Source organism: Chloroflexus sp. MS-CIW-1 (assembly GCF_030444705.1).
In the GTDB taxonomy this organism is placed as follows: Bacteria; Chloroflexota; Chloroflexia; order Chloroflexales; family Chloroflexaceae; genus Chloroflexus.
The window spans coordinates 1,361,873-1,385,668 of record NZ_JAUBWR010000001.1 but is presented as its reverse complement, the minus strand read 5'-3'; the positions used below and the strand labels follow the sequence as shown (position 1 = coordinate 1,385,668).

23 protein-coding genes are annotated in these 23,796 nt (G+C 52.2%); 15 read left to right on the top strand and 8 right to left on the bottom strand.

The window, feature by feature from the left end:
• The first annotated feature begins 35 nt into the window (after nt 1-35).
• The 11 genes from QTO31_RS05480 (at nt 36) to QTO31_RS05430 (ending at nt 10,506) form a co-directional block, all read left to right on the top strand.
• A complete protein-coding gene (locus tag QTO31_RS05480) occupies nt 36-842 on the top strand; it encodes an IclR family transcriptional regulator (RefSeq protein WP_031460094.1) in 807 nt (268 codons plus the stop codon).
• Nucleotides 794-1,711, top strand: a complete 918-nt coding sequence (locus tag QTO31_RS05475; protein ID WP_031460087.1) for an acetaldehyde dehydrogenase (acetylating) — start codon at nt 794-796, stop codon at nt 1,709-1,711. Before QTO31_RS05480 ends, QTO31_RS05475 begins: the two co-directional genes overlap by 49 nt.
• Nucleotides 1,708-2,742: a 4-hydroxy-2-oxovalerate aldolase gene (gene dmpG / locus QTO31_RS05470; protein ID WP_031460088.1), complete on the top strand. Its 1,035-nt coding sequence runs from the start codon at nt 1,708-1,710 to the stop codon at nt 2,740-2,742. The genes QTO31_RS05475 and dmpG overlap by 4 nt, the downstream gene beginning before the upstream one ends.
• Nucleotides 2,735-3,244 carry a flavin reductase family protein gene (locus tag QTO31_RS05465; protein WP_031460089.1) on the top strand — a complete coding sequence of 170 codons (510 nt, stop codon included), beginning with the start codon at nt 2,735-2,737 and terminating at the stop codon, nt 3,242-3,244. The genes dmpG and QTO31_RS05465 overlap by 8 nt, the downstream gene beginning before the upstream one ends.
• Before the next feature lie 48 nt (nt 3,245-3,292).
• Entirely contained in the window at nt 3,293-4,132 is an 840-nt protein-coding gene (locus QTO31_RS05460; RefSeq protein WP_301428377.1) for an alpha/beta fold hydrolase, read from the top strand.
• An 8-nt stretch (nt 4,133-4,140) separates the two neighbouring features.
• A complete protein-coding gene (locus QTO31_RS05455) occupies nt 4,141-4,359 on the top strand; it encodes a tautomerase family protein (RefSeq protein ID WP_236631229.1) in 219 nt (72 codons plus the stop codon).
• A 32-nt stretch (nt 4,360-4,391) separates the two neighbouring features.
• Nucleotides 4,392-5,126, top strand: coding sequence for a 2-keto-4-pentenoate hydratase (locus QTO31_RS05450; RefSeq protein WP_031460092.1), 735 nt, complete (start codon nt 4,392-4,394; stop codon nt 5,124-5,126).
• Complete coding sequence (locus tag QTO31_RS05445) at nt 5,126-6,580, top strand: aldehyde dehydrogenase (protein WP_301428376.1); 1,455 nt, start codon at nt 5,126-5,128, stop codon at nt 6,578-6,580. The genes QTO31_RS05450 and QTO31_RS05445 overlap by 1 nt, the downstream gene beginning before the upstream one ends.
• Nucleotides 6,562-7,383 carry a 2-keto-4-pentenoate hydratase gene (locus tag QTO31_RS05440; protein WP_031461450.1) on the top strand — a complete coding sequence of 274 codons (822 nt, stop codon included), beginning with the start codon at nt 6,562-6,564 and terminating at the stop codon, nt 7,381-7,383. The genes QTO31_RS05445 and QTO31_RS05440 overlap by 19 nt, the downstream gene beginning before the upstream one ends.
• Nucleotides 7,384-7,396: 13 nt before the next feature.
• Nucleotides 7,397-7,615 (top strand): hypothetical protein, encoded by a 219-nt coding sequence (locus QTO31_RS05435; RefSeq protein WP_035420244.1) that lies wholly within the window; start codon nt 7,397-7,399, stop codon nt 7,613-7,615.
• A gap of 653 nt (nt 7,616-8,268) precedes the next feature.
• Complete coding sequence (locus tag QTO31_RS05430; RefSeq protein WP_031460118.1) at nt 8,269-10,506, top strand: ATP-dependent helicase; 2,238 nt, start codon at nt 8,269-8,271, stop codon at nt 10,504-10,506.
• Here the strand turns inward: QTO31_RS05430 and QTO31_RS05425 are convergent.
• Entirely contained in the window at nt 10,493-11,398 is a 906-nt protein-coding gene (locus QTO31_RS05425) for a LysR family transcriptional regulator (protein ID WP_031460117.1), read from the bottom strand. The genes QTO31_RS05430 and QTO31_RS05425 overlap by 14 nt on opposite strands.
• Nucleotides 11,399-11,716: 318 nt before the next feature.
• On the opposite strand from QTO31_RS05425, the gene QTO31_RS05420 reads away from it, so the two are divergent.
• The 4 genes from QTO31_RS05420 to QTO31_RS05405 all read left to right on the top strand — a co-directional run bounded on the left by QTO31_RS05420 (nt 11,717) and on the right by QTO31_RS05405 (nt 16,092).
• On the top strand, nt 11,717-12,778 hold the full coding sequence (locus QTO31_RS05420) for a sensor histidine kinase (protein ID WP_031460116.1): 1,062 nt from the start codon (nt 11,717-11,719) through the stop codon (nt 12,776-12,778).
• Nucleotides 12,779-12,805: 27 nt separating this feature from the next.
• Nucleotides 12,806-13,987, top strand: a complete 1,182-nt coding sequence (locus tag QTO31_RS05415) for a glycosyltransferase 87 family protein (protein ID WP_031460115.1) — start codon at nt 12,806-12,808, stop codon at nt 13,985-13,987.
• A gap of 21 nt (nt 13,988-14,008) precedes the next feature.
• Entirely contained in the window at nt 14,009-15,520 is a 1,512-nt protein-coding gene (locus QTO31_RS05410; protein WP_031460114.1) for a hypothetical protein, read from the top strand.
• Between the two features lie 416 nt (nt 15,521-15,936).
• Nucleotides 15,937-16,092, top strand: coding sequence for a Flp family type IVb pilin (locus tag QTO31_RS05405; protein WP_031460113.1), 156 nt, complete (start codon nt 15,937-15,939; stop codon nt 16,090-16,092).
• A 165-nt stretch (nt 16,093-16,257) separates the two neighbouring features.
• On the opposite strand, the gene QTO31_RS05400 is transcribed toward QTO31_RS05405, so the two are convergent.
• From QTO31_RS05400 to lspA, 7 genes are all read right to left on the bottom strand, one after another.
• Nucleotides 16,258-17,229, bottom strand: coding sequence for a hypothetical protein (locus tag QTO31_RS05400; RefSeq protein ID WP_031460112.1), 972 nt, complete (start codon nt 17,227-17,229; stop codon nt 16,258-16,260).
• 383 nt (nt 17,230-17,612) lie between these two features.
• Nucleotides 17,613-18,017: a PPOX class F420-dependent oxidoreductase gene (locus QTO31_RS05395; RefSeq protein ID WP_031460111.1), complete on the bottom strand. Its 405-nt coding sequence runs from the start codon at nt 18,015-18,017 to the stop codon at nt 17,613-17,615.
• A gap of 503 nt (nt 18,018-18,520) precedes the next feature.
• Nucleotides 18,521-19,399, bottom strand: coding sequence for a 16S rRNA (adenine(1518)-N(6)/adenine(1519)-N(6))-dimethyltransferase RsmA (gene rsmA / locus QTO31_RS05390; protein WP_031460109.1), 879 nt, complete (start codon nt 19,397-19,399; stop codon nt 18,521-18,523).
• The gene (locus QTO31_RS05385; protein WP_031460108.1) at nt 19,396-21,186 is read right to left on the bottom strand and encodes a GAF domain-containing sensor histidine kinase; all 1,791 of its coding nucleotides are present in this window, start codon (nt 21,184-21,186) and stop codon (nt 19,396-19,398) included. The genes rsmA and QTO31_RS05385 overlap by 4 nt, the downstream gene beginning before the upstream one ends.
• Nucleotides 21,187-21,252: 66 nt before the next feature.
• Nucleotides 21,253-22,182, bottom strand: coding sequence for a malate dehydrogenase (mdh, locus tag QTO31_RS05380; RefSeq protein WP_031460107.1), 930 nt, complete (start codon nt 22,180-22,182; stop codon nt 21,253-21,255).
• An 89-nt stretch (nt 22,183-22,271) separates the two neighbouring features.
• Entirely contained in the window at nt 22,272-23,222 is a 951-nt protein-coding gene (locus QTO31_RS05375; protein ID WP_031460106.1) for an RluA family pseudouridine synthase, read from the bottom strand.
• The gene (gene lspA / locus QTO31_RS05370) at nt 23,219-23,794 is read right to left on the bottom strand and encodes a signal peptidase II (RefSeq protein ID WP_031460105.1); all 576 of its coding nucleotides are present in this window, start codon (nt 23,792-23,794) and stop codon (nt 23,219-23,221) included. Before lspA ends, QTO31_RS05375 begins: the two co-directional genes overlap by 4 nt.
• Between the last annotated feature and the right edge of the window lie 2 nt (nt 23,795-23,796).

Genomic DNA, 23,796 nt, shown 5'->3' with positions numbered 1-23,796 from the left:
GCTTCTCTTTTCTTGATCCCAAGAAGGAGCACCCTATGTTGCAGACGTTGCAAAAAGCAGCGCGCGCTCTAACGCTCTTCACACCAATGCATCCTGAATGGAGCGTTGGTGAGATGGCAAAAGCACTAGAGCTACCCAAATCGAGTGTCTCAGAATTGCTAAGTAGTCTGGCAGAACAGAACCTCTTGCGACGGGTCGGGCCGGGTCGCTATCGTTTGGGATGGCGCCTACTTGAACTAGGGCAGACACTGCTCAAAACGACAGAGTTCCGAGAGGAAGCGCGCACGGTGATGCAAGAGATGGTCGCAACATGGGGTGAGACAATGCACCTGGCCGTGCTCGAGGCAGGAACAGTTGTCTATCTGGAAAAGTTGCGTGGTCAACAGGGGTTACAGGTCGAGCTATCAGGGATTGGAGTACGTCTACCGGCACACTGCTCAGGAGTAGGTAAAGTCTTGTTGGCTTATCAACCTTGGTCTGAAGTCTTGCGTGTCGTTGGTAATGAGCAACTCTATCCATTTACCCCCAACACGATTACGTCACTCGATGTTCTTGCCGAAGAGCTGGCACGTGTTCGCCAACGCGGGTATGCTTACGATCTCGAAGAAGTTTCTATCGGACTCTGCTGTGTCGCAGCACCAATACGTGATTATGAAGGGCAGGTTATCGCCGCCATCAGTTTTTCAACACCGACTCATCGCTTTCGTACCCATCGCGAACAATACACACGTGCCATTATTGAAGGCGCACAGCGTATCTCGGAGCGACTGGGTTACTACGGAGGAACGTCTGCATGCAAGCTGACAAAATCAAGGTCGCCATCCTCGGTTCCGGCAATATAGGAACCGATCTTATGTACAAACTTCTCCGCCAATCAGGAGCAATGGAACTAGCGATGGTTGCCGGTATCGATCCCACTTCCGAAGGGTTGGCGCGAGCGAGGCAGCTCGGTATTCCAACAGCTACTAACGGTATTGAAGCTATTCTAGCCGATCCCGACATTCGGATTGTCTTCGATGCTACCAGCGCCAAAGCCCATGTACGTCATGCCAGGCTCTTACGCGAACATGGTCGGGTTGCGATTGATTTAACCCCTGCAGCACGAGGACCATACGTAGTGCCACCGGTTAATCTCGGTGCCCATCTTGAGGCGCCAAATGTGAATCTCATTACCTGTGGAGGACAGGCTACTATCCCGCTCGTCTACGCCGTCAGCCGGGTTACTTCGGTACGGTACGCTGAAATAGTGAGCACTGTAGCGAGTCAATCAGCTGGACCGGGGACACGTCAGAACATTGATGAATTTACGTTTACCACGGCGCGTGGTTTGGAAGAAATCGGGGGCGCTCGTGAGGCGAAGGCTATCATTATTCTGAACCCAGCTCGTCCGCCAATTTTGATGCGCAATACAATCTATGTCGTGCCAGAAGGTGATTTCGACGAAAACGCAGTACGCGATTCGGTAGCTCAGATGATCGCCGAAGTGCAACAGTATGTCTCCGGCTACCGCTTAAAGAATCTCCCGGTTATCGAACAGCGTACAACACCGTGGGGGAAACGACCGGTTATCATCATGTTACTTGAGGTAGAAGGCGCTGGTGATTTTCTGCCCACCTATGCCGGTAATCTTGACATTATGACTGCCGCAGCACAACGGGTTGGTGAACTCTTCGCACGCCATCTGTTATCGAAACTAGAGGTACCCGTATGAAAACACCCCGCCTGACTGATACAACCTTACGTGACGGCTCGCATCCGATGCGTCATCAGTTTACTCGCCAGCAAGTGGCTGCAATTGTGCAAGCTCTTGATCGGGCCGGTGTTCCGGTAATTGAGGTCAGTCACGGCGACGGATTGGCCGGTTCTTCGCTCCAATACGGATTTTCGCACACGTCAGAATTTGATCTGATCGAAACCGCTCGTAGCAATGCTGAACGTGCTCGGATCGCAGCGCTTATGCTGCCGGGAATCGGTACCCGTCGGGAGTTAAAAGAGGCAGCGGCCCGTGGTGTACAGATAGTTCGGATTGCGACGCAGTGTACAGAAGCAGATATTTCTGAACAACATTTCGGTCTGGCAAAAGAATTGGGATTAGAGACGGTTGGCTTTTTGATGATGGCGCATATGCGTTCTCCGGAAGAGCTGGTCGAGCAAGCTAGATTGATGGAGGCATACGGCGCCGATTGTGTCTATATTGTTGACTCCGCCGGAGCAATGCTGCCCCAGGACGCAGCAGCACGTGTCCGCTCCCTGAAAGCAGCTCTGTCGGTGCAGGTTGGCTTCCATGCCCACAATAATCTGGGGCTAGGCGTAGCCAATACTCTGGCAGCCCTCGAAGCAGGGGCCGATCAGATTGATGGTTGTTTACGTGGATTAGGTGCTGGCGCCGGAAATGCAGCAACTGAATTGCTGGCAGCAGTACTTGACCGGTTGGGTATGAATCCTGGTCTTGATGTGTTTGGACTCATGGACGCGGCTGAGTATATCGTCGCACCGATCATGCCGTTTCAGCCTTTTCCTGATCGCGATGCTATTACCATTGGCTATGCTGGTGTTTATTCAACATTTCTGTTACATGCCAAGCAAGCTGGTGCCCAATATAACGTTGATCCGCGCGAAATCCTGGTTGAATTGGGTCGCCGCCAGGCTGTAGCCGGTCAGGAAGACTGGATCATCGACGTAGCTCTCGATTTGAGCCGCCGACGGCAATCAAGTACGCAGAGGGGGCATTTGTATGAGTAAACAAACAGCAATGACTTCGACGCCCCAGGCTATCGACGCACGCCTCTTTCGCACGACGATGGGTTGTTTTGCTACCGGCGTAACGGTTATTACCACTGTCCACGAGAATCAGATACATGGCATGACAGCTAATGCGTTTCTGTCAGTCTCGCTCGATCCGCCGCTCGTGCTCGTTTCCATAGGATGCCACGCACGCATGCACGGTATGTTAGCACTTGGTCGTCGCTATGGGGTAAGTAAATTGAGCGAAGACCAGGAATATATTAGCCGACACTTCAGTGGGAAGACAATACCTGATTTCCAACCATCATTTATCTGGCAAGTAGATACACCACTACTGGCAAATGCACTGGCACATATCGTGGCACGCATTATTGACGTACATCCGGCTGGCGATCATACTCTCTTCATTGGTTTAGTTGAATACCTAAACTATCGCGAAGGGCGTCCACTCCTCTTTTTTCGCGGTCAATACGGTAAAATGGCTGCGGTCTCATCGTGAGCAGCGCCAACGTATTTTCCACGAGATGACATTCGACGGAATAAATGTATGGCTCAACAGGTGATGACCGGTCTCCATACAACAAACTTCCACCAGCAAGGATCACTCGATGCCCCGGCGATCCTGTTTATTCACGGCTCTGGTCCCGGTGCAAATGGCTGGTCAAACTGGCATCTAGCCTTGCCAGCGCTGAGTGATCGGTGGAATTGTATTGCTCCTGATCTGATAGGCTTCGGCGATAGCCATCATCCCGATCCTGCACCAACTGAGATTCGACGTTGGATGCGACTATGGATCGATCAGATGTTAGCACTTATCGATACCCTGGGTTTAAAGCAGGTCGATTTAGTTGGTAATTCAATGGGTGGAGCAGTAGCACTCCATCTTCTGATGGAAGCACCACAACGGTTTCGGCGAGTAGTCCTGATGGGTTCGATCGGTGCTCCATGTCAGCTTACCCCAGAACTCGACCGCTTGTGGGGTTTCTACGACGACCCTTCAGCAACATTACTTGCTCAAGCAATCCGCTGGTTTGTGTATGATGACACCTTTGTGCAAGACCGTCTTGACGAGATTGTCCGCGTTCGTTATGCGGCAGCAATGCGCCCTGACATTCGCCGTTCATACACATCAATGTTCCCAGCGCCTCGTCAAGCGCATCTTGATGCCCTAGTTGTACCTGATGCAGCCCTACGTCGAATTACGCATCCGGTCTTACTCATACACGGCCGCGATGATGCTATTGTCCCACTCGATACGAGCTACTATCTGCTTGAGCGACTGCCCAATGTCGAACTACACGTTATTGGACGCTGTAGCCACTGGACCCAAATTGAGCATAGCCATCGTTTTCATCAGTTGGTGAGCGCATTCTTTGCCGAGCAATGAGGATGAAGATGATGCTGCTTTTACGCATTACGATGCTCGAAGGGCGGAGTACAGAACAGAAAACGGAACTAGCTCGTGCACTCGCGAAAGCCGCCGCGACAGCATTTCAGGTACCATTGGAAGAAGTGCGTCTTATTATCCAGGAAGTACCGCCAACGCACTGGATGGTTGGCGGTACATCGATGGCAGAGTTACGTCGGCAGCATACATCCTCAGAACAATCGTAGAAAGCAAGTACGACACAACTATGGAAAACAAGATGGATTTGAGCGCTGCTGAGATAATGCTGGCTCAGGCGATCAGTAAAGCGCGTGTGATGCGCCAGACGATTAGCGGTCGAAACACCACTTGGCAGGTCGATCTTGACGGTGCCTACCGTATCCAACGCGCTCATTACCCTGATGCTCAGTGCATCGGTTATAAACTCGGTCTGATTAGCCAGGCAAAACAGCAGCAAATGAGTCTGGAGCAACCGATTTACGGTCGTATTACCCGATCAATGATCTACCGGCAAGAAGTGAGCTTAAACAACTTTATTCAACCGCGCCTGGAGCCAGAATTGGCTATTGTACTGCGCCATAGTATCCCTGCGGGCGCCACACCAGGCGTGGCAATGCGCGCCATTGGTGGTATCTTCCTTGGGGTAGATATCCTTGATAGTGTGTGGACGGACTATCGCTTTAGTGCGACGGAAGTTGTAGCTGATAATGCCTCAGGTGGTGGTTTTTTGCTTGGTGAACGTTTACTTGAACAGATACCAGACGGCGACCTATCGCTCTACCTGAACGGTGAACTCCGCACCTCTGGCCCAATTGCTGCACTCGGCAACATCGAACAACAACTCTGTTGGTTAGCCCAAACGGTAGGCGAACTAAAAGCTGGTCAAATCGTCTTTCTTGGCTCACCGGCTCAGGCCATACCGGCAGTAGCAGGGGTTGTTGAAGTCGTTTGTGGGAGTAGTATCCTTCAGGTACAGTTAACAGGAGTAGTCTAATGGATTACCCTTTTTTCCATGTCAGTCACTATATAAATGGTCAATTTATTGATCGTGGACCAAGATTTGATATTTACTACCCGGCAACCAATTACGTCATTGGTTCGGCGCCAGAGGCTGGCGCTGAAGAGGTAGATGCCGCTGTACAGGCCGCCGTTCGTGCCTTTGGTCAATGGAGTCGCATGTCGTCAGCCGAACGGCGCGTACTCCTTAAACGGTTTGCCCAGCTCATCCGTGATCACGAAGCTGAACTGGCAGCAATCGAGACATGGGATGTTGGACGTCCAATTGCCGAAAATAAAGCTGGTTATATTGCCCGAATCGCAGCCAACATCGAATTCTTTGCCGATTTTGCTGTTACCCATGGGAGTGAGGCTTATCCGATGGATAACGGCTACATCAACTACGTGCTCCGCCAGCCGGTCGGCGTTGCCGCTTTGATCACACCTTGGAATATTCCCATGTTACAGGCTACCTGGAAGATGGGGCCAGCACTGGCCTTTGGCAATACCGTTGTTTTAAAACCAGCAGAGCTGACGCCTATTGGCACCTGGCGTCTAGCACAATTAGCGCATGCTGCCGGTATACCTCCAGGAGTGATCAATGTTATTCACGGGTTTGGACCCGATTCGGCTGGCGCCCTTCTAACAAAGCATCCCGACGTCAAACTTATCTCTTTTACCGGCGAAACAACAACCGGTACGATCATCATGGCGGCAGCGGCACCAACCCTCAAACGAGTCTCTTTTGAGCTTGGCGGAAAGGGTGCCAACATTATCTTTGCAGATGTTGATCTTGAGCGTGCTGTTTCGATTAGTTTGCGTTCCTCGTTCTTCAATCAGGGAGAATTTTGTCTCGCCGGGCCACGGATACTCGTTCAACGACCGGTGTATGAAGCCTTCCTCTCGCACTTCCGACAAGCTGCAGCGCAACTTACAGTTGGCAATCCGTTTGATCCTGATGTACGGGTTGGCGCACTTATCTCGCGTGAGCATTTCACACGTGTCAGTAACTATATCGATCTGGCTAATACTGGTGGTGCCAGTGTTATATTGGGAGGTACTCCACCAGTTCTGCCTGAGCCTTTCGCACAGGGTAACTTCCTCCAACCGACCATCATTATTGATGTCAAACCGCATGATCGAGTGTGTCAAGAGGAGATCTTCGGCCCAGTCGTAACAGTTGCTCCGTTTGACGACGAAGAAGAAGCAGTTGCAATCGCTAATGGGGTCAGCTATGGCCTTTCAGCAGTTGTGCAAACACGCGATGTTGGCCGTGCAGTACGTCTGGGATCAGCACTTGAAGCCGGTACAATCTGGGTTAATGACTTTTTTGTTCGTGATCTCCGGGTTCCTTTTGGGGGTATGAAACAGAGCGGAATTGGTCGGGAGGGAGGACATTACAGCCTTGAGTTCTACACGGAGGTCAAGACGATATGTCTGAGCAATCAGTAACCGGTAGCGTCACTGATGAAGGAATGATTGATACCCTGGCCCGAAGACTTGATCAGGCCTGGGAAGCGCGATTTACTATCGCTCCACTCACCGAGAGTGAGGGAATCACCGACGCAGCCACTGCCTACCGAATTCAGACGCGCTGGACAGAATTGCGCGTAAGCCGCGGCGAGCGAATCATTGGCCGCAAAATTGGACTGACCAGTAAAGCTGTGCAGGAGCAAATGGGGGTATCAGAGCCAGATTATGGAACACTTTGGGCCTCGCGCTACTTCCCGATCAGGAATGGTCGTGCCGAGGTACCCTTTGACTACTTTCTACAACCGCGGGTTGAAGGTGAAATTGCATTTTTGATCGGTGAAACGCTCGATTGGCCCGATATTACGCCTCAGCAGGTACTTGCAGCAACCGAAGCACTGGCCGCTGCCATCGAAATTGTTGACAGCCGAATTGATCGCTGGCGTATCAAGCTGGCCGACACTATCGCCGATAATGCTTCCTATGGTGGATTGACTATTGGTAGCTGGAGTACGTCTATGCGTAGTAGCGACTTGCGCACTGTTGGAATGATAATGAGTCACAATGGTCAGCCAACTGTGTTTGGAACAGGCGCAGCCGCATTGGGCCATCCCGCACTGGCAGTCGCATGGTTAGCGAACAAATTACGCGAGTTTGCGATCCCATTACGGGCTGGTGATATTGTCATCTCTGGAGCATTAGCTGCCACAATCCCAGCTCAACGCGGTGATATCTTTGTGCTTGAAATGCATGGTCAACCACCAATTAGTTTACGGTTTGTGTGAGAGAGGTATTTCTATGCCGATGCTCGAGGTTTTCTACTGCGGCGACCAACCGCCAGATTATGCTCACAAGCGATTATTTGCTGCTGAGGCCAGTGCTATCTTTCAACAGATTATTGGTACACCACCAGGACGGTTGCAATTAATCGTGCGCGTATTAGCGCCTGAAGATACGCTGGCGGTGCTCGACAGTGATCCTTCTGATCTTGCAGAAGCGCACAATCACCAAAAGTAGCTTATGTACAATTCGCAACGGAGGAATGCTCACGTATCAACTCAGTGACCGATACCACTTCCCAGTGCACGCGAACAACCCGCTTACATTTGCAGTAGCAGTGGTGAAAGGTGTACCTCTCTCATAACTCAATCCTGTTAAAAGCCTGTCTGAATGCCTGTCTCACGGTATAACGAATCCAACCCATCGATGGGGCGCAGCGGCGCTGCGCCCCGACTAATTCTGCGACAGGGTATTCCGGATAGGCACTAAGCCGTGGCGAGTGGATTAAGAGCCTGATCAAAAACCCAGCTTTCTCATTGGGCATGTCCCGTACCCGTGCGACCATTTCGTGAGGTGGTCGCCCTCACCCCCGGCCCCTCTCCCGCGCTGCGGGAGAGGGGTGGTGCATGAACGCGGTATGGTTGACAGTCACAGGATCGCCCCTGCTCCGCTCATTCCCCCCCTTCCTCGCCTCGTGTGGAAGAGGAAGGGGGGGCCAGGGGGGAAGGTGAGGGCGGCCAGTTGCTCGCCACCGTCCCCCGAACTATTCTGGAGATGCTAGTGACAACAGTGAAAAGCCTGAAACCGAGCCAGACCTACTCGGGAGCAGAGGGAGAATATGCTATACTGTCATAAGAATTGAACAAAACCTGCACGAGCAACTACTGTCAATGACCGCTGACCTGCTGACGAATCTCAACCCACAACAACAACGCGCCGTTACGACCGTGACGGGACCGGTGTTGGTGTTGGCCGGGCCGGGGAGCGGCAAAACGCGAGTACTGACGCATCGGATCGCCTATCTGATCACTGAGATCGGCATTGATCCGCTCCGGATTCTGGCAGTAACCTTCACCAATAAGGCCGCGCGTGAGATGCGTGAACGGCTGGCTATGCTCGTGGGTGAAGCGGTAAACGATTTGACCGTTGGCACCTTCCACGCCATTTGTGCCCGCTGGCTGCGTCGTGATATTGTGCATTTGGGTCGCGAACGCGATTTTGTGATCTACGATAGTGATGACCAGGAGCGGCTGATGAAGCGGGTACTGCGTGAACTGAATGTGAACGAGAAGCAGTACCCACCGCGTGCGATCTTGAGTGCGATCTCGCACGCGAAGAATGAGTTGATCGATCCTCAGACCTTTGCCCGCTCGATCCGCAGCTATTTCGACGAGATGGTGGCTCGCTGCTATGCTCGTTATCAGGAGCTGCTCGTCGAGAGCAATGCACTCGACTTTGATGATCTGCTCGTTGAAACGGTGCGCTTATTCCTCAAGCACCCCAATGTGCTCGATTACTATCATCAGCGTTTCCACTTCTTGCTGGTGGATGAGTATCAAGATACGAATCGCGCTCAGTACCTACTTGTACGGGCATTGGCAGAACGCCATCGGAACCTCTTCGTCGTCGGTGACGAGGCGCAAAGTATTTATGCCTGGCGTGGCGCCGATATTCGCAACATCTTACAGTTCGAGCAGGATTATCCAGAAGCAACCGTTATCGCACTCGAACAAAACTACCGCAGCACCCAAGCCATTCTCGATGCTGCACAAGCGCTCATTAATGCCAGCCCATTGCAGAAATATCCCAAACGGCTCTGGACGACCAACGGGAAGGGCGAAGCCGTAACGTTGTACGAGGCAAGAGACGATCAAGATGAGGCGCAATTTGTGGTGAATGAGATTCTCCACCTCATCGCCCAGGGTATCGCCCGTCCCGGTGATTGTGCGATTATGTACCGTACTAACGCTCAGTCACGTCTGATCGAAGAGACGTTGGTTGCAGCGCATGTGCCCTATCAGGTCGTTGGCGGGGTTCGCTTCTACGAACGCAAAGAGATCAAGGACGTTCTCGCCTATCTGCGCCTGGTAGCCAATCCGTATGATAGCGTAAGCCTGCAACGCATTATCAACTGGCCAGGACGAGGCATCGGCGAACGGACAGTCAACGAGTTGATTGTCTGGGCACGTCAGATGGGCGTGCCGCTCTATCAAGCATTACGTGAACTGGTGGAAAACGATACCATTGCGCATCCGTTTGGAAGCCGGGCCTGCACTGCGCTGAGAGAGTTCTACACGCTTATTAACGACCTGCACCGGCTCCATACTATGATGTCCCTTGGCGATCTGATCGATCTGCTGCTGAGCCGTCTGGAAGTCCTGGCAACCCTCAGACGCGAATACGAAGATGAAGAGGCCGCCGATCGCTGGCAGAACGTCCAGGAGTTGCGCAATGCAGCACTGGCCTATATGAATATGCCGCTTGAGAATCAATTGAATGCGTTTCTGGAAGACGTTGCGCTGATCGCCGATGTTGATAACTTGAATCGGAACAACGAGGTGGTGACCTGTATTACATTGCACCAGGCAAAAGGGTTAGAGTTTCCCCACGTCTTCCTGGTGGGAATTGAAGAAGGTCTGATCCCCCATAGCCGGGCAACGAATGATCGCAACTCCATCGAAGAAGAACGTCGTCTGCTCTACGTCGGAATGACGCGCGCCCAACAGCGATTATACCTCTGCTACACAACGCAGCGTGCTCTGTACGGGCGTGTCACCACCAGTGTGCGCTCGCGGTTTCTTGCCGACATCCCTGCTCCCCTTGTTAAACAGATTCGCTATCGTGGGTATCGGGCTACACCGGCACCGCAGACCACCATGTTCAGCAATCGTTCATTCACGCAACGCAAGGACACCCAACGGAACTCACGGCAAAATACCCCTCTGCCAACACCGATGAAGGCAGCATTCTTCCCCGGTCAGCACGTGCGTCACCCGACCTTTGGCGAGGGGATCGTGGTGAGCAGCCGTCTGATTGAAGGCGACGAAGAAGTAACTGTTCGTTTCTCAGATCGCGAACGGCGCTTACTGGCCAGTTTTGCCCGTCTGGAAGCACTTACGGACGAATAAACGCTTCTATCGGGCGCTGACTCACTTCATTGACCAAAAACTCACGCAGCGCACGGGCCGCCGGTGAAGCCGTTCGATCGCGGCGCCAGACTAGACCGAGCGAACGGGTCAGGGTTTGATCGCGTACACTCAGGCTGACCACACCACTGAAACCAGATACCGCCAGCGCCGGTACCAGAGCGATGCCCAGACCGGCGGCAACGAAGCGAACCAGCGTCTCGGTCTCGCCACCTTCCAATACCGTCTGTGGCGTAAAGCCAGCCTCACGACAGGCTTTTAACGTTGCCTCACGCAACTCATAATTCGCCGGTGACAAAATCCAACGTTCGTTACGTAGTTCGCTCATCGAGACGTCACTTCGTTTCGCCAGCGGATGTAGGGGACCGACGATTAACACCAACGGTTCGTTCAGTAACGGCGCCACCGCCAGTTGCTCATCTTCGACCGGCAACGCCAACACAGCCAGATCGGTCAAGCCTGACTCCAGCAGATCGAGGAGAGATTGAATACCGGCTTCGTGCAAACGTAACGTAATTCCCGGATACCGCTGGTGAAAAACTGTCAACAACGGTGGAAGCAGATGTGCTCCTACCGTCGGTGGTGCACCGATTGACACGCGCCCGGCTTTCAGACCAACTCGTTCTGCCATTGCCGCTCGCGCCTCTTCAACCTGCGCCAACACCGCACGCGCATAGGGCAACAGCGCCTCACCGGCCTCGGTCAGCCGCAGACTACGCCCCACGCGATCGAATAAAGCAATACCTAGCTCGCGTTCAAGCTGACTGATCTGCTTGCTTAGTGCCGGCTGCGCAATGTGTAATTCAGCAGCAGCACGAGTGACGTGAGAATGACGGGCGACAGCTTCAAAATAGCGTAGATGACGAAGTTCCATACCTGTAACCTTCTATCTGGCGCGATACTCTGCATGGTATGATACCAAATCCTGATCGTTATATGCGTTAGAAGCTGACAATTGACGTAGAGATACGGAATCGCACAAGATATGGATGATAGATCGATAACTGCACGATGCGGGCGAGCGGCTCGTGCGCCATCGCTGCATCCTGATGTACGGGCGCAGCAGCGCTACGCCCCGATTGCTGCACCCTATTTCGGATAGGCTCTCAACCCTGCGTTGCATCCTGCCGCCGAACCGTCTATAATCTGAACAGCAGCGATACAAGGCATACTGGCAACTCAGGAGAAAGCCGTGTCAGGCGAAGCATTACACCAGCGGATCACCGCCACCATTCAATCATACCGCGAAGAGATTGAACGTACCCGCCGCGAAATCAACGAGGTCGAGTCGTTGCTACGCCAGAATATGGCTGAGGTTGATCGGCTGGCAATGCGCGAAACTGCCATTGCCAATCGGGTACGCGACCTCGATGTAAACCTGGAACGCTACGAAAAGACCGACATCAAGACCTTCTACACGACGTTTATCGAACTTCAGATGCGCTTGCAAACGATGCGCGCACAAGTCGAACAATTGCAGAATCGTCGCGAAGCCCTACGCAACCGGCAGAATCTGCTCAGCGATGTCGTTGAACTGCTCGAACAGGCCGCAGGCGAATTAGAGCGTAGCGCAAAAGTAGCCGATTTGCCATTCGATCCACAGACCATGATCGCCAACATCATCCAATCGCAAGAGAGCGAACGACTGCGTATTTCGCTTCAGATGCACGACGGCCCGGCTCAGGCGATGAGCAATCTGGTCTTACGGGCCGAAATCTGCCAGCGACTGCTTGATCGCGACCTGGATCAGGCCCGAGCCGAACTGGTTGCCCTCAAAAACGCTGTAAACAATACCCTTCAGGAGACACGCAAATTCATCTTTGATCTCCGTCCGATGACCCTCGATGATCTTGGATTGGTACCGACTCTGCGCCGGTACGTGGCTCAGGTTTCAGAAAAACACAAAATTGATATTAACTTGATGGTGCAAAACCTCGATCAGCGCCTCCCTAGTCACTACGAAGTCACCATTTTCCGGTTCATTCAAGAAGCGATCAACAACATCGTGCGGCATTCTGGCGCCACGCAGGCGCGGGTTATGCTTGAGCAGAGTGACAACACCCTACAAATTTTGATTGAAGATAACGGCAGCGGCTTTGCGGTCAAAGAAGCGATTGCCAGTTCGGGAACGCGCAAGAACATGGGACTAGCAAATATGCGCCAGCAGATCGAGGTCTTGTTACAGGGCGAATTTGGGATTGAGAGCACCATTGGGCGTGGAACACGGGTCGCGGCGACGATTCCGGTGCCGTGAGAAAGGAATAAGACAAGAATCTTTCCAATGAACAGAAGAATAACATCCTCAGCCAACATCATTCTAGGGATCGTTGTACTCATCCTTGCTATCGCGGCACTGGCGCTTATTCCATTGCCTATTCCAATCGTGACAGATTTCTGGATGTTGTACAACACCGCGTATGGACTTGTACGAGGGGTTTACATCTACGATTACACGGCTCAGTCATCAATAGCATATCAAGTTTTCGGTGATTTACTACAGGATATTACCCTACCGTATTATGTATACCCACCCTGGTTTGTCTACAGTTTCTTCTTCCTAGGACTCTTTCCCCCCGATTATGCTGCCCGATTCTGGTTTTGGTGTAACATAGCTATTATTGGAACAGCACTATATTTTATCACAAATAGTTGGAGCTTTAAATCAAAAGTATACGCTATCCTTTTCACACTATCTTGGTCGAGTATTTGGATGCTTCTCATCGTGGGTCAGTTTATTGCTCCCCTTATGCTAGGAATAGCCCTTATCATGTTTGCGATTACTCACAGTCAAATTTCACTTCTTGTTGTAGGTATGTTCCTTCTCACGTATAAACCACATCTTGGTGGATTTATCTTTTTATTTGTTGTGGGATGGTTACTTTTCAAGCGCTATTATAAACCGCTAAAGGTCATAATATTTACTCATATCAGTATAGGTATAATTTGTCTCATTATAAATCCACTTTGGTTATCAGACTACATACGAACGCTGATTGGATTTCGTGAGCAAACGACATTCACTACCTGTGACGACTGCTCGAGTGGTGCAACATTGCTCGTATCAGCTATGACCGGCAAAGCTGATACCGCAACCGCGCTATATGTTGGGATAGGAATAGCACTTGTTGGCAGCTTCATCTGGTGGCTTATCTTCCAATCGCGTCTTGATACAACAATTGAAGTAACAGTATACTGGTCATCAGTTCTTGCACTGCTGTCAATTCCTTACGTTAATAACTACGATTACGCTATGCTGTTACTTCCCTTTCTCTGGCTCACGAACACGGCGAAACATACCGTAACCAAGATTTTTCTCACGATATCACTTGTCGTGCCTTGGATTGGCGTCGTACTCGGCGACCGACCCATAGTAGCAGTTTTGCTGGCATCAAGTGCATGTTCGATGGCATTCGCCCTACTGTTTGAGGTATATTTGAATCGGCTCAAAGCTCATTCCATGTAACACTGCATAATGGAAACTCGTATGAAGGAATTACCAGATATTCACCAATTCCGCTGGACACGCTGGCACGTTGGGATTGTTGCTTGTGTATTTGCTGTTGTTTTTATCATTAGCTTACGTTCTTACACCGATCCCGACCTCTGGGGGCATTTGCGGTTTGGCCTCGATGCCATTGAGCAGCGCCGTATTGTACAGGTTGATCCATACTCGTACCTCACTGAAGGATACCGATGGATCAATCACGAATGGTTGATGGAAGTCCTGATGGGAATGGCCTGGCTGATCGGGCGCGATACGGGGCTGATCTTGCTGCGGGTTATTGTCACATGGCTTACCCTTGGTCTCGTATTCTGGCGATTGGTTCATTCAGTAAAACTGCCATTCATACCGGCCCTGCTCGTCTGGTTATGTGTTGTCCTGACGACCATCTGGTTTAGTCTTGTTGTTCGTCCACAAGTGTTCACGTTTCTCTTCTTTACCTGTACCCTGATCATCATTGATGAAGCCGAACGGGGCAGGTATCGGCTGCTCTGGCTGATGCCGGTTATCGTCGCGCTCTGGGTGAATCTACACGGCGGATTCCTCGCCGGATGTGGCGTGTTAGGGGTATGGACGATTGTCCATTTGTTCTTTAACCCGCAACAGTGGCGAAGTGTGGCGCCACCAGTTGCAGTAACTGCTCTGGCTACGCTTGTTAATCCGTATGGCTATGAATTGTTACACTTTCTGCTTGAAACTGCGACCGGCGACCGGCCAGAGATTGCCGACTGGCAGCCGCTACCTATTCGCAGTCCATTGGGATTGATATATCTGGCCGTGATGAGCCTTGCCATTTGGGCAGGATACGTATCACCATTACCCCGTAACATCGTTTTGATGGGATTGTTTGGGCTGGTCGGGATGATGCCGTTGGTTGCTATCCGTCATCTCCCGCTGATGGGGATCGCCTTTGCCATCTTCATTGCACCACACGTTGGCGCAGCGTGGCAGGCATCGATCGGCCGGCAAAGCCGTGATGTACCAATCCCACGCTGGCTGCAACCACTGCCATTGGTTGGATCAGGATTAATCCTGCTCTTCGGCATGGGAATGAATCAATGGAGCTTTATCAGTGCGACCAGTGTCCCGTACAATGCAACAACCTTACTTCGGGAGAGTGGATTTCGCGGTCGGCTCATGTGTGATTTTGGTTGGGGTCAGTATCTGATCTGGCACCTTGGCCCACAGGTACAGGTGGGAATGGATGGACGACGAGAAACGGTGTATCCACCGGACATATATGAAGAGTATGTTGACTTTCACTTCGGTGTGGGCAACTGGGATGCCATTCTGCGCCGTCAGCAACCCGATGCTGTGTTAGTAGGCAGAGGATCGGCGCCTGCTAATCTCCTGGCATTACATTCAGCCTGGCGACAGGTATTTGCTGATGATGAAAGCGTCCTGTTCATCAGGATCGACTCGACAGCCGCGATGGTGATTGATCAAACGGCGCGTTCGTTTGTTCCATCAGAAGTTGGATCCGTATTTCCATAGTGTTTCTCGATGTCTATCATTCCGAACATACAACACACAGCGCACGCCGGTGACAATCTGGCATCTCCTTTGCCTCGCATTTCGGAAGGTATCACGATACCGAAGGGGTGAATGGGGAACTCACCTTTCAGATATATATTGTGACATGTTCATTCAGCTTGACAATCTTATTCATTTGTGAAATAATTTCCTTTGACAGAATGTAGTAATCTCTCAGCTAACCGACTAAAACATAAAAAATTTTTCATCCACACATAGTACAAAGGTACGTTTAAGGACCAATATTCCTGTGCGATGGTACTATTCAAAATTAGTACTTTCAGACTATTGGCAATCGTTCATGAACGATCTATACTGTGAAGCGTGGAGATGTTCCACAGTATAGTTTAACAGCACTAGTATTCAGGAGGAACACAATGCTTCGCAGCTTTTTCGCCAAGGAAGAGGGCCAGGGTCTAGTCGAGTACGCACTCATCCTCGTTCTGATCGCAGTGGTTGTTATCGGTGCTTTGACGCTGCTTGGTGGGAATATCGCCAACCTCTTCAACAGACTGGCTAACACTATCAAGTAATTTGCTACGAAACTGTGCTCATCACGCCTGGCCGATATAGCCAGGCGTGATACTTTTTGTTACACTCGCCTATACAGGCATCGTCTGTGTAGAAGAGCACAAGCAGCTTTGGGGTAACTCCCTTAGAGAGCGATGGCATGCACATTGTGGATATAGCGGCCAGATTTAGCGCAGGGTAGTGTACCACTCAGTGTAAAGCTCTTGAAAACTCTTGCCGTAGATGCCACGATAATCAGCCGAACCAGGCGCTCGTCCCCGTCCGTTCACATACAGTTCGTTGAACTTATCCCAACTGTAGGTGCGGGCCAGGTAATCGACAAAGCCGGCCCACATTTCGTAGGCAGCCATAGAATTGGCGCTGTTGGCGAGTGCTGCCAGATTACCCCGATAGCCAGCCTGGTACAACTCACGGGCACGAGCCTGGAACGATGAGGACTCCGAGAGGCTCAGCCAGTATTCACCAGAAATCCAGGTAGCCAACCCTTCGAGCAACACCAGATCAGCTCGCGCCTGTGCTTCACGGCCGTATGCCTCAGCCTGCAAGGCGTGCGCTAATTCATGCGTCAAAATCACTAACGCATGGTAAGGATCTTCGTCAGATCGATAGAAGATACGAATATTTGTCCGGTCGTGGGTATACGCAATGCCGCGAGTATCATGGGTTGGCGCCAACACCGGATTGTAGAAGCCGACCGAGACCCGCTCGGTGAGTTGCACATCAAACCGGCGCTGCAAATATCCCAGCGCATATTCAGCTTTCACGGCGATGTCGAGCACCTGATCGGCGCTGAATGTGCCACGCCCCACGTAAAAATCAAGACGCCGACCAGCGTAGACAAACTCACCCGGCAAGACCGGCCCACGTCCGGGTAAGAAACTGGTGGGCGCAACTTTCACTTCATACGACTCAATAAATTCACGGCGAGCTAAGGTTGGGGTGAGGGTTGGTGACGGCTGGGGTGATGGGGTCGGCGTTGCAGAAGCGGTAGGTACTGCCGTAGCAGTTTCTAATGGCGATAGTGCCACCGCCCTTAATGTTGGTGGCGGAGCAGGCGGTGTGGCTGCCATTAATGCTACCAACAGTAATAGTGCCAGCACGGGCATCAGCGCAAACAAAGCGCGTTGCGGATGTTTCACACTCTTCTCTCCTGGGAAGCGCAACCGGGCGCCAAGTCTGGTTTAGAATAATGCTCACTACGCTTATACCACCCCATGGCGCTGTGTGTCAAGTGAATAGAGGTGCGTATGGCCGCCGACACCTTCACTTGACACATGTTCGCTCCGCATGTAGAAGAGGATTGAGGTAGATTTCCAACAACCCTCGATTGCGTGCTGATGCGCTAAGCGATGGCATCCAGTCATACATCGCGAGTGCTGACCAGACACCCCTGATCCTGCCCGCGCTCTCAGGCAACTGGCGACGCGGGTTTAGAACCCGCCATGATAATGGACTAAGCACGGACCAGACGTCCTCAATCCTGCCCGTGCTCCAAGTTCACAACTACCACTGCCCAGAATTATCAGGACGTGATAGTTTCATCAACTGGCGCGATCTCGATCCAGGCTCGTTCAGTACCGCGAATGTTCATGAAAAAATCGAACATCGCCTTCATCAAGCCATATTTGGCATCGAGAGCCTCGCGGGCAATCTTAGCTTCGTCGGGACCGAGAATACGAGCCCGCGCCGGTACGGTAGGACCTAGGGGCTTACCGGCCCGATCAGATGGCCCGATCTCAACCCGTGGATTGTTACGGATACGCTTGACCTTACCGGCATTAGCGGTCGTCATAACATAAATCTTGCCGTCCCGTTCAGCAAACCAGACCGGTGTTACGACTGGTTGACCATTTTTGCGGAAGGTGATCAAATTTGCAAATTCTTGTCGATAAAGATTCGCAAAATAAGGTGTTGTTTGCTCTGCCACACATTCCTCCAGCGTGATAAAAAAGTTCCTCTTTAGTAATATAACCCAGATCACTCTAAAAAGGGGAAAGATTTTAAGGTGCGGCAGGAAAGACGGAGCTGGCGCCCTCACCTTCCCCCCTGGCCACCTTCCGCTTCCACACCCGGCGAGGCAGGGGGATGAGCGAAGCAGGGACGATCCCGTAACTGTCAACCATACCGCGTTCATACACCACCCCTCTCCCGCAGCGCGGGAGAGGGGCCGGGGGTGAGGGCACCCCCTCACGCAATGGTCACACGGGCACGGGACGTGCCCCATGAGAAAGCTGGGTTTTTGATCAAGCTTTCAGGAGAACACCAGTTGGGCGGAGGACGAACCAGCCGTTACACTTGGAGGCGCGGGCAGGGATACGGGGATAGTACGGCTAAAGACAGATTGGGCATCCGTCTCAACCGATGCAGGAACGGACAGGGGAACAAAATACAATTCTACCGAAGGGCGGAGTGAGAAGCCACCCTTACCGCTCACTGCTGCATTCTCACTTCAGGCAAACTGGCAAGAAGCGTTGCCCACTCGGCCAGTGTCACCGTTTCGGCACGGCGCTGCGGATCGATACCGGCTTTCTGGAGCGCTTGCAGGACTCGTTCGCGGGGTACATGGACACCGAACGCTGCCAGCCCACCGACGAGTGCATTCCCCAGTTGTTTACGAGCATGCAGAAACCCGGCTTTGATCAGCCGAAAAAGATCGTTCACATCGGCTTCGGCAATCGGTAGTTGGGCACGCCGATCCAACCGGAGAACTGCTGAGTCGACAGCCGGTTCAGGAAAGAAACTCGAAGCGGGCACGCGCGTGACGATAGTCGGTTCGGCATACAACTGAACTGCGTGGGCCAGGACACTGTAATCACCGGGGCCAGCACAGATCCGCTGCGCTACTTCCCACTGTACCAGCAGTACACTGCGGTCAGGGGGGATGGTTGCCTCGAGAAAATGGCGCAGTAGCGGCGCCGTGATCGCGTATGGAATATTCGCGACCAGCTTGTAAGGCGGAGCGGCTTCAGCGCGGCGTAACAGATCGGCTGGCGCAAACTTCAGGATATCGCCCTGCACTAAATAGAAATGTGGCCGATCACGAAACTCAGCGGCCAGACGGTCGGCCAGACGGCGATCAAGTTCAACACAGATCACCCTGCCGGCGCGGAGCAGGAGTTCCCAGGTAAGCACACCCAGCCCTGGCCCCACTTCAATGACCGTATCTGATGCGGTCAGGGAAGCCTCAGCTACGATAGTATTCAGAATATCGCCAGCGAGCAAAAAATTCTGGCCCATCCCGCGAGTTGGACGCAGGTGAAGCGCTCGCAAAGCAGCCCGAACTCGTTGTGGATTGAGATAAGGATTCATGACTCAACCGGTACAAAAACAGTAATCCGAGTACCCTGGCCAGGAGCAGAGTCTATTTCTGCCCGACCACCTACCAGCCGGGCACGCTCATCGATATTGAGCAAGCCAAGGCTGCCACGCCGCTCGTAAGACTTCAGGACAGCGGCCTTGTCAAAACCAACGCCATCGTCTTGAACAACTACTTCGAGCATCTGATTCGGTAAGCGGCGCAGCCGTACCCAAATGTGTCTGGCTTTGGCATGCTTAATCGCGTTCGTGACCGATTCCTGGATGATATTGAAGAGCGCCCCTTCAACCTTTGAACCAAGCCGAACCTGTTCAATATCTTTTTCTTCTAGGATAATCGCCGTATCACCAGCCTTCGCCCGTAATCGCTCGAGATACTGCTCAAGGGTAACTTTCAACCCTTGGGTCTCGAGCATCAACGGTCGCAGTTCAAACAGCATCGTGCGTACTTCGTAATTGGTACGCTTGGCAATCGTACTCAACTCGTCGAGTTCAGCCAACGCCTGTGCCGGATCGCGGTCAAGCAGCCGCTTGATAAACTCAGCTTTCATTGTAATAACAGCCATCGCCTGCGCTGGGCCATCGTGCAGATCACGTGCCAGTTGCCGACGAACCTCTTCTTCACGGGAAAGTAATTTCTCACGTTCCTCCTTCAGATCATAAATCAGTTGGGCATTGTGCAGGGCCACGATGGCATAATTGGCAAGTGCCATGAGCATTTCAACCTGATCGGTATTGAGCACCTGATCGGTAGCCACCACAAAGAGACCGTACACACGCATACCGGCTTGCAGCGGGAGCAGCGTGGCCGCTTTGCAATTGCGCAGTGTGTTTATTTCTTGCAAAGAAGGAAATTGGGCCAACGAGGTAATCACCTGAGCAGTATTTGCACGCAGTGCAGCCGCTAATCCGGCATCCATGGTCAATGAACGGTTGAGATCACCCGGCGCCAGATTCGAGCCAAAGGCAACATAGAGTTCGTTAGGCTGACCAGAAGCGAATAACACAATACCAGCCCGGTAAGGCACAATTTTTTGGCTTTCGCGCAGCAGTGTGTCAAGTACTTGACGATAATCAGCAGTACTTCCCAGAGCCAGTGCAACATGATAGAGCGAACGCATCTGATCGCGATAGGTATGTGCTTCAGAGAGTGCCTGCTCTGTCTCTTGTTGAGCAAGTAACACCCGCTGGCGATTGGTCTCACTCTGACGCTCGACCAGATTCCCAGTAACCCATGGCACAATAGCCAGTGTGAAACAACGCACGGCCAACGCAACATAATCAAGCAGAGTCATTAAGGTATCAGGTGCAATCAGGCGTCGCCAACCAATAAACGCTGCACCATAAGTAACGGCAGCTAGTAACCCGGAAAGAATACTAATTGAGAGCGGCTGACGAATGGCAGCGTAGGTCAATGGTACGAGGTAGAGTGGGAAAAAGATTACAATCCGCTCACCGCCGAAAAACGTCATCAGCGAAATAAACCCAATATCGAACAAATACGACAGACTCACCAGATTGGCGGCGAATGGCAGAAACGTGAGAATAGTAACAATAACGGTAAAACCAGCGTACAACCAGAAAATACCTTCAAGTGTTGTTACGTCAGCGGTCACCGGCCAGAGTCCACCATTCGTAAGAAATTGGGTTACAACGCCAAGCAAAACGATCAAAATCCAGCGCGCAATGGCGTAGAAACGCTCACCACCCAAGGGACTCCAGGCCGATAGCGATCGTTGCGATGATGAAGTTGAAGTTGACGATTTCGCCGAACTGGCCATATCTCCTACCTGTGTAGAGCAGATCAGGGCGATGGTACCGGTTGGTACTCATCGCCCACCATACGCTTACAATGCCTTCAGGGTATCTAACGTTGCCCGCACTGCCTTCGCCGAGGCGTTAAGGAGGGCCATCTCTTCTTCGTTGAGGGGTAGCTCGATAATCTTCTCGACCCCACCGGCGCCGAGAATGACCGGCACTCCAAAGTAGATGTCGTTCAAGCCATACTGGCCGGTCAGATACGCTGATACCGGCATCACGCGCTTCTTATCTTTGAGCACTGCTTCGACCATCTGCGCCGTAGCGGCTGCCGGTGCGTAGTAGGCACTACCCGTCTTGAGCAGATTTACAATCTCTCCGCCACCCTTGCGAGTACGCTCAACGATCTGTGCCATACGATCAGGTGCGATAAACTCACTCACCGGAATACCGCTGATCGTCGAGAAACGAGGGAGAGGTACCATCTCGTCGCCATGACCACCCATCAACATGGCCTGAACATCTTCAACGGAAACACCGACCTCCATTGCGATAAAGGTGCGGTAGCGCGCTGCATCAAGCACACCAGCCTGCCCGATCACCCGTTCTTTGGGAAAACCACTGACTTCGGCAGCGAGGTAGGTCATAGCATCAAGCGGATTGTTGACCATAATAATCACGGCGTTCGGTGAGAGTGGCGCTGCCTGGCTGATACAGGCACGGGTAATATCGGCATTCACTTTAATCAAATCTTCCCGACTCATACCGGGCTTGCGCGGTGCACCTGAAGTAACGACAATAACATCAGACTGAGCGGTATCGGCGTAGTTGTTCGTGCCGGTCACCCGCACATCAAAACCTTCAATCGGCGATGCTTCATAGAGATCGAGAGCTTTTCCCTGCGGTATACCTTCAACAATATCGAGCAAAACGATGTCGCCCAGCTCTTTGGCAGCCAGCCAGTGTGCCGTTGTTGACCCGACAAACCCTGCCCCAATAATACTAATTTTCTTACGCATACTGATCTCCTACCTACGTATGACACCGGAACACGGAAAACAACGGAGTACATCGTCGCTGTACTCACGCATTGTAGCATATCGCGGTTTCAACGGCGCGAAGCCTTCTCCGACAGTTGGCGTAATACTGTTGCGAGGTCGGTCGGCAAAGGTGCAGTATATTCCCGCCACTGCCCATCACGGGGATGAAACAAACCTAATTTACTGGCATGCAAAAATTGGCGAGACAAGTGCCCGTGTGAACGCCGAGGACCATAAACCGGATCGCCAACGATTGGATAACCGAGATAGCGCATATGTACCCGAATTTGATGGGTACGACCGGTTTCGAGTTGTACTTCCAGCAAGCTATAATCGCCAAAGGTAGCCAATAGCCGGTAATGAGTACGAGCTGGGCGACCATCAGGCACAACAGCCATCCGCAGCCGATCATGAGGATCACGACCAATCGGTGCATCAATCGTACCAGACTCTGGCGGTCGCCCGACAACCAACGCCAGGTACAGTTTGCGCATACGACGAGCCTGCTGTTGGGCGATCAGGTCGCGCATAGCATTGTCATGGCGAGCGATGACCAATAGCCCAGATGTATCACGATCCAGGCGATGAACGATACCGGGGCGAACCTCACCACCAATCGCCAGATCAGGATAGCGCGCTAGCAACGCATTCACCAGCGTGCCACGTGCATGACCGGGCGCCGGATGCACTACCATTCCTGCCGGCTTGTTGATCACCGCAATATCGGCATCTTCATACACGACATCGAGTGGGATAGGTTCGGGCACAAGTTCGGTAGGAATCGGTGGTGGAATCGTGACTTGAATGGCGATCCCCGGTCGGATCGATTGACTGGCGCGTGTAAGCCGACCATCGTAGAGCACCAATCCTTGCTCGATCAGACGTTGTACCTGTGCCCGTGACAGATCGGGGAACACATTGGCAAGAAAGCGATCAATTCGCTCGCCGGCCGAAGTTGATGGCACCACAATCACTCGCTCATCAGCTTCGAGCCATGTTACATCACCGATTGCATTCATGACGATGACTCCGAGTTGCGATGACGTGATGAAGTCGTCGACGTCGGCTCCGGATCGCGACTCAACAGCTCGCTGAGCAAACCATCATCGACCGGTTCTGGTTCAGGTGGCACCGGTTCATCACCGATAAAGATAATGTGGAATGCCAGTGCCGCTATACCCAGCGTAATCGCGCCGTCGGCCAGATTAAACACCGGCCACCAACCAAATTGAATAAAGTCAACAACGTAGCCCTGCCGAATCCGATCAAGCAGATTTGACAATCCGCCACCAAAGATCATTCCTACCGCTATCGTCACCCAGGTTGATTCGGCAGGGAGCAGGTATTGATACGTAAAAGCAAGCAATAACAACACCAGGCCGGCTCCTACCGACAGCCAACCACCTTGATCGGGAAAGAGGCCGAAGGCGACACCGGTATTCTCGTGATACGCCAGTTGCACCCAATCGAACAGCAAAGGAATTGGTTGATTATTCCGCAACAGAATGTCGGTGATCCAAACCTTACTCAATTGGTCAAGGGCAAAGACTGGCGCGGCAACTAGAGCTATCAGCATCCAGCGTGAGTGCATAC

Coding starts and splice junctions, on each gene's coding strand:
- QTO31_RS05440 (WP_031461450.1), top strand. CDS start 6,562: ATGTCTGAGCAATCAGTAACCGGTAGCGTCACTGATGAAGGAATGATT.
- QTO31_RS05425 (WP_031460117.1), bottom strand. CDS start 11,398: ATGGAACTTCGTCATCTACGCTATTTTGAAGCTGTCGCCCGTCATTCT.
- QTO31_RS05455 (WP_236631229.1), top strand. CDS start 4,141: ATGATGCTGCTTTTACGCATTACGATGCTCGAAGGGCGGAGTACAGAA.
- QTO31_RS05430 (WP_031460118.1), top strand. CDS start 8,269: ATGACCGCTGACCTGCTGACGAATCTCAACCCACAACAACAACGCGCC.
- QTO31_RS05475 (WP_031460087.1), top strand. CDS start 794: ATGCAAGCTGACAAAATCAAGGTCGCCATCCTCGGTTCCGGCAATATA.
- QTO31_RS05465 (WP_031460089.1), top strand. CDS start 2,735: ATGAGTAAACAAACAGCAATGACTTCGACGCCCCAGGCTATCGACGCA.
- mdh (WP_031460107.1), bottom strand. CDS start 22,182: ATGCGTAAGAAAATTAGTATTATTGGGGCAGGGTTTGTCGGGTCAACA.
- QTO31_RS05435 (WP_035420244.1), top strand. CDS start 7,397: ATGCCGATGCTCGAGGTTTTCTACTGCGGCGACCAACCGCCAGATTAT.
- QTO31_RS05460 (WP_301428377.1), top strand. CDS start 3,293: ATGGCTCAACAGGTGATGACCGGTCTCCATACAACAAACTTCCACCAG.
- QTO31_RS05375 (WP_031460106.1), bottom strand. CDS start 23,222: ATGAATGCAATCGGTGATGTAACATGGCTCGAAGCTGATGAGCGAGTG.
- QTO31_RS05450 (WP_031460092.1), top strand. CDS start 4,392: ATGGATTTGAGCGCTGCTGAGATAATGCTGGCTCAGGCGATCAGTAAA.
- rsmA (WP_031460109.1), bottom strand. CDS start 19,399: ATGAATCCTTATCTCAATCCACAACGAGTTCGGGCTGCTTTGCGAGCG.
- QTO31_RS05385 (WP_031460108.1), bottom strand. CDS start 21,186: ATGGCCAGTTCGGCGAAATCGTCAACTTCAACTTCATCATCGCAACGA.
- QTO31_RS05445 (WP_301428376.1), top strand. CDS start 5,126: ATGGATTACCCTTTTTTCCATGTCAGTCACTATATAAATGGTCAATTT.
- lspA (WP_031460105.1), bottom strand. CDS start 23,794: ATGCACTCACGCTGGATGCTGATAGCTCTAGTTGCCGCGCCAGTCTTT.
- QTO31_RS05405 (WP_031460113.1), top strand. CDS start 15,937: ATGCTTCGCAGCTTTTTCGCCAAGGAAGAGGGCCAGGGTCTAGTCGAG.
- QTO31_RS05480 (WP_031460094.1), top strand. CDS start 36: ATGTTGCAGACGTTGCAAAAAGCAGCGCGCGCTCTAACGCTCTTCACA.
- QTO31_RS05415 (WP_031460115.1), top strand. CDS start 12,806: ATGAACAGAAGAATAACATCCTCAGCCAACATCATTCTAGGGATCGTT.
- QTO31_RS05410 (WP_031460114.1), top strand. CDS start 14,009: ATGAAGGAATTACCAGATATTCACCAATTCCGCTGGACACGCTGGCAC.
- dmpG (WP_031460088.1), top strand. CDS start 1,708: ATGAAAACACCCCGCCTGACTGATACAACCTTACGTGACGGCTCGCAT.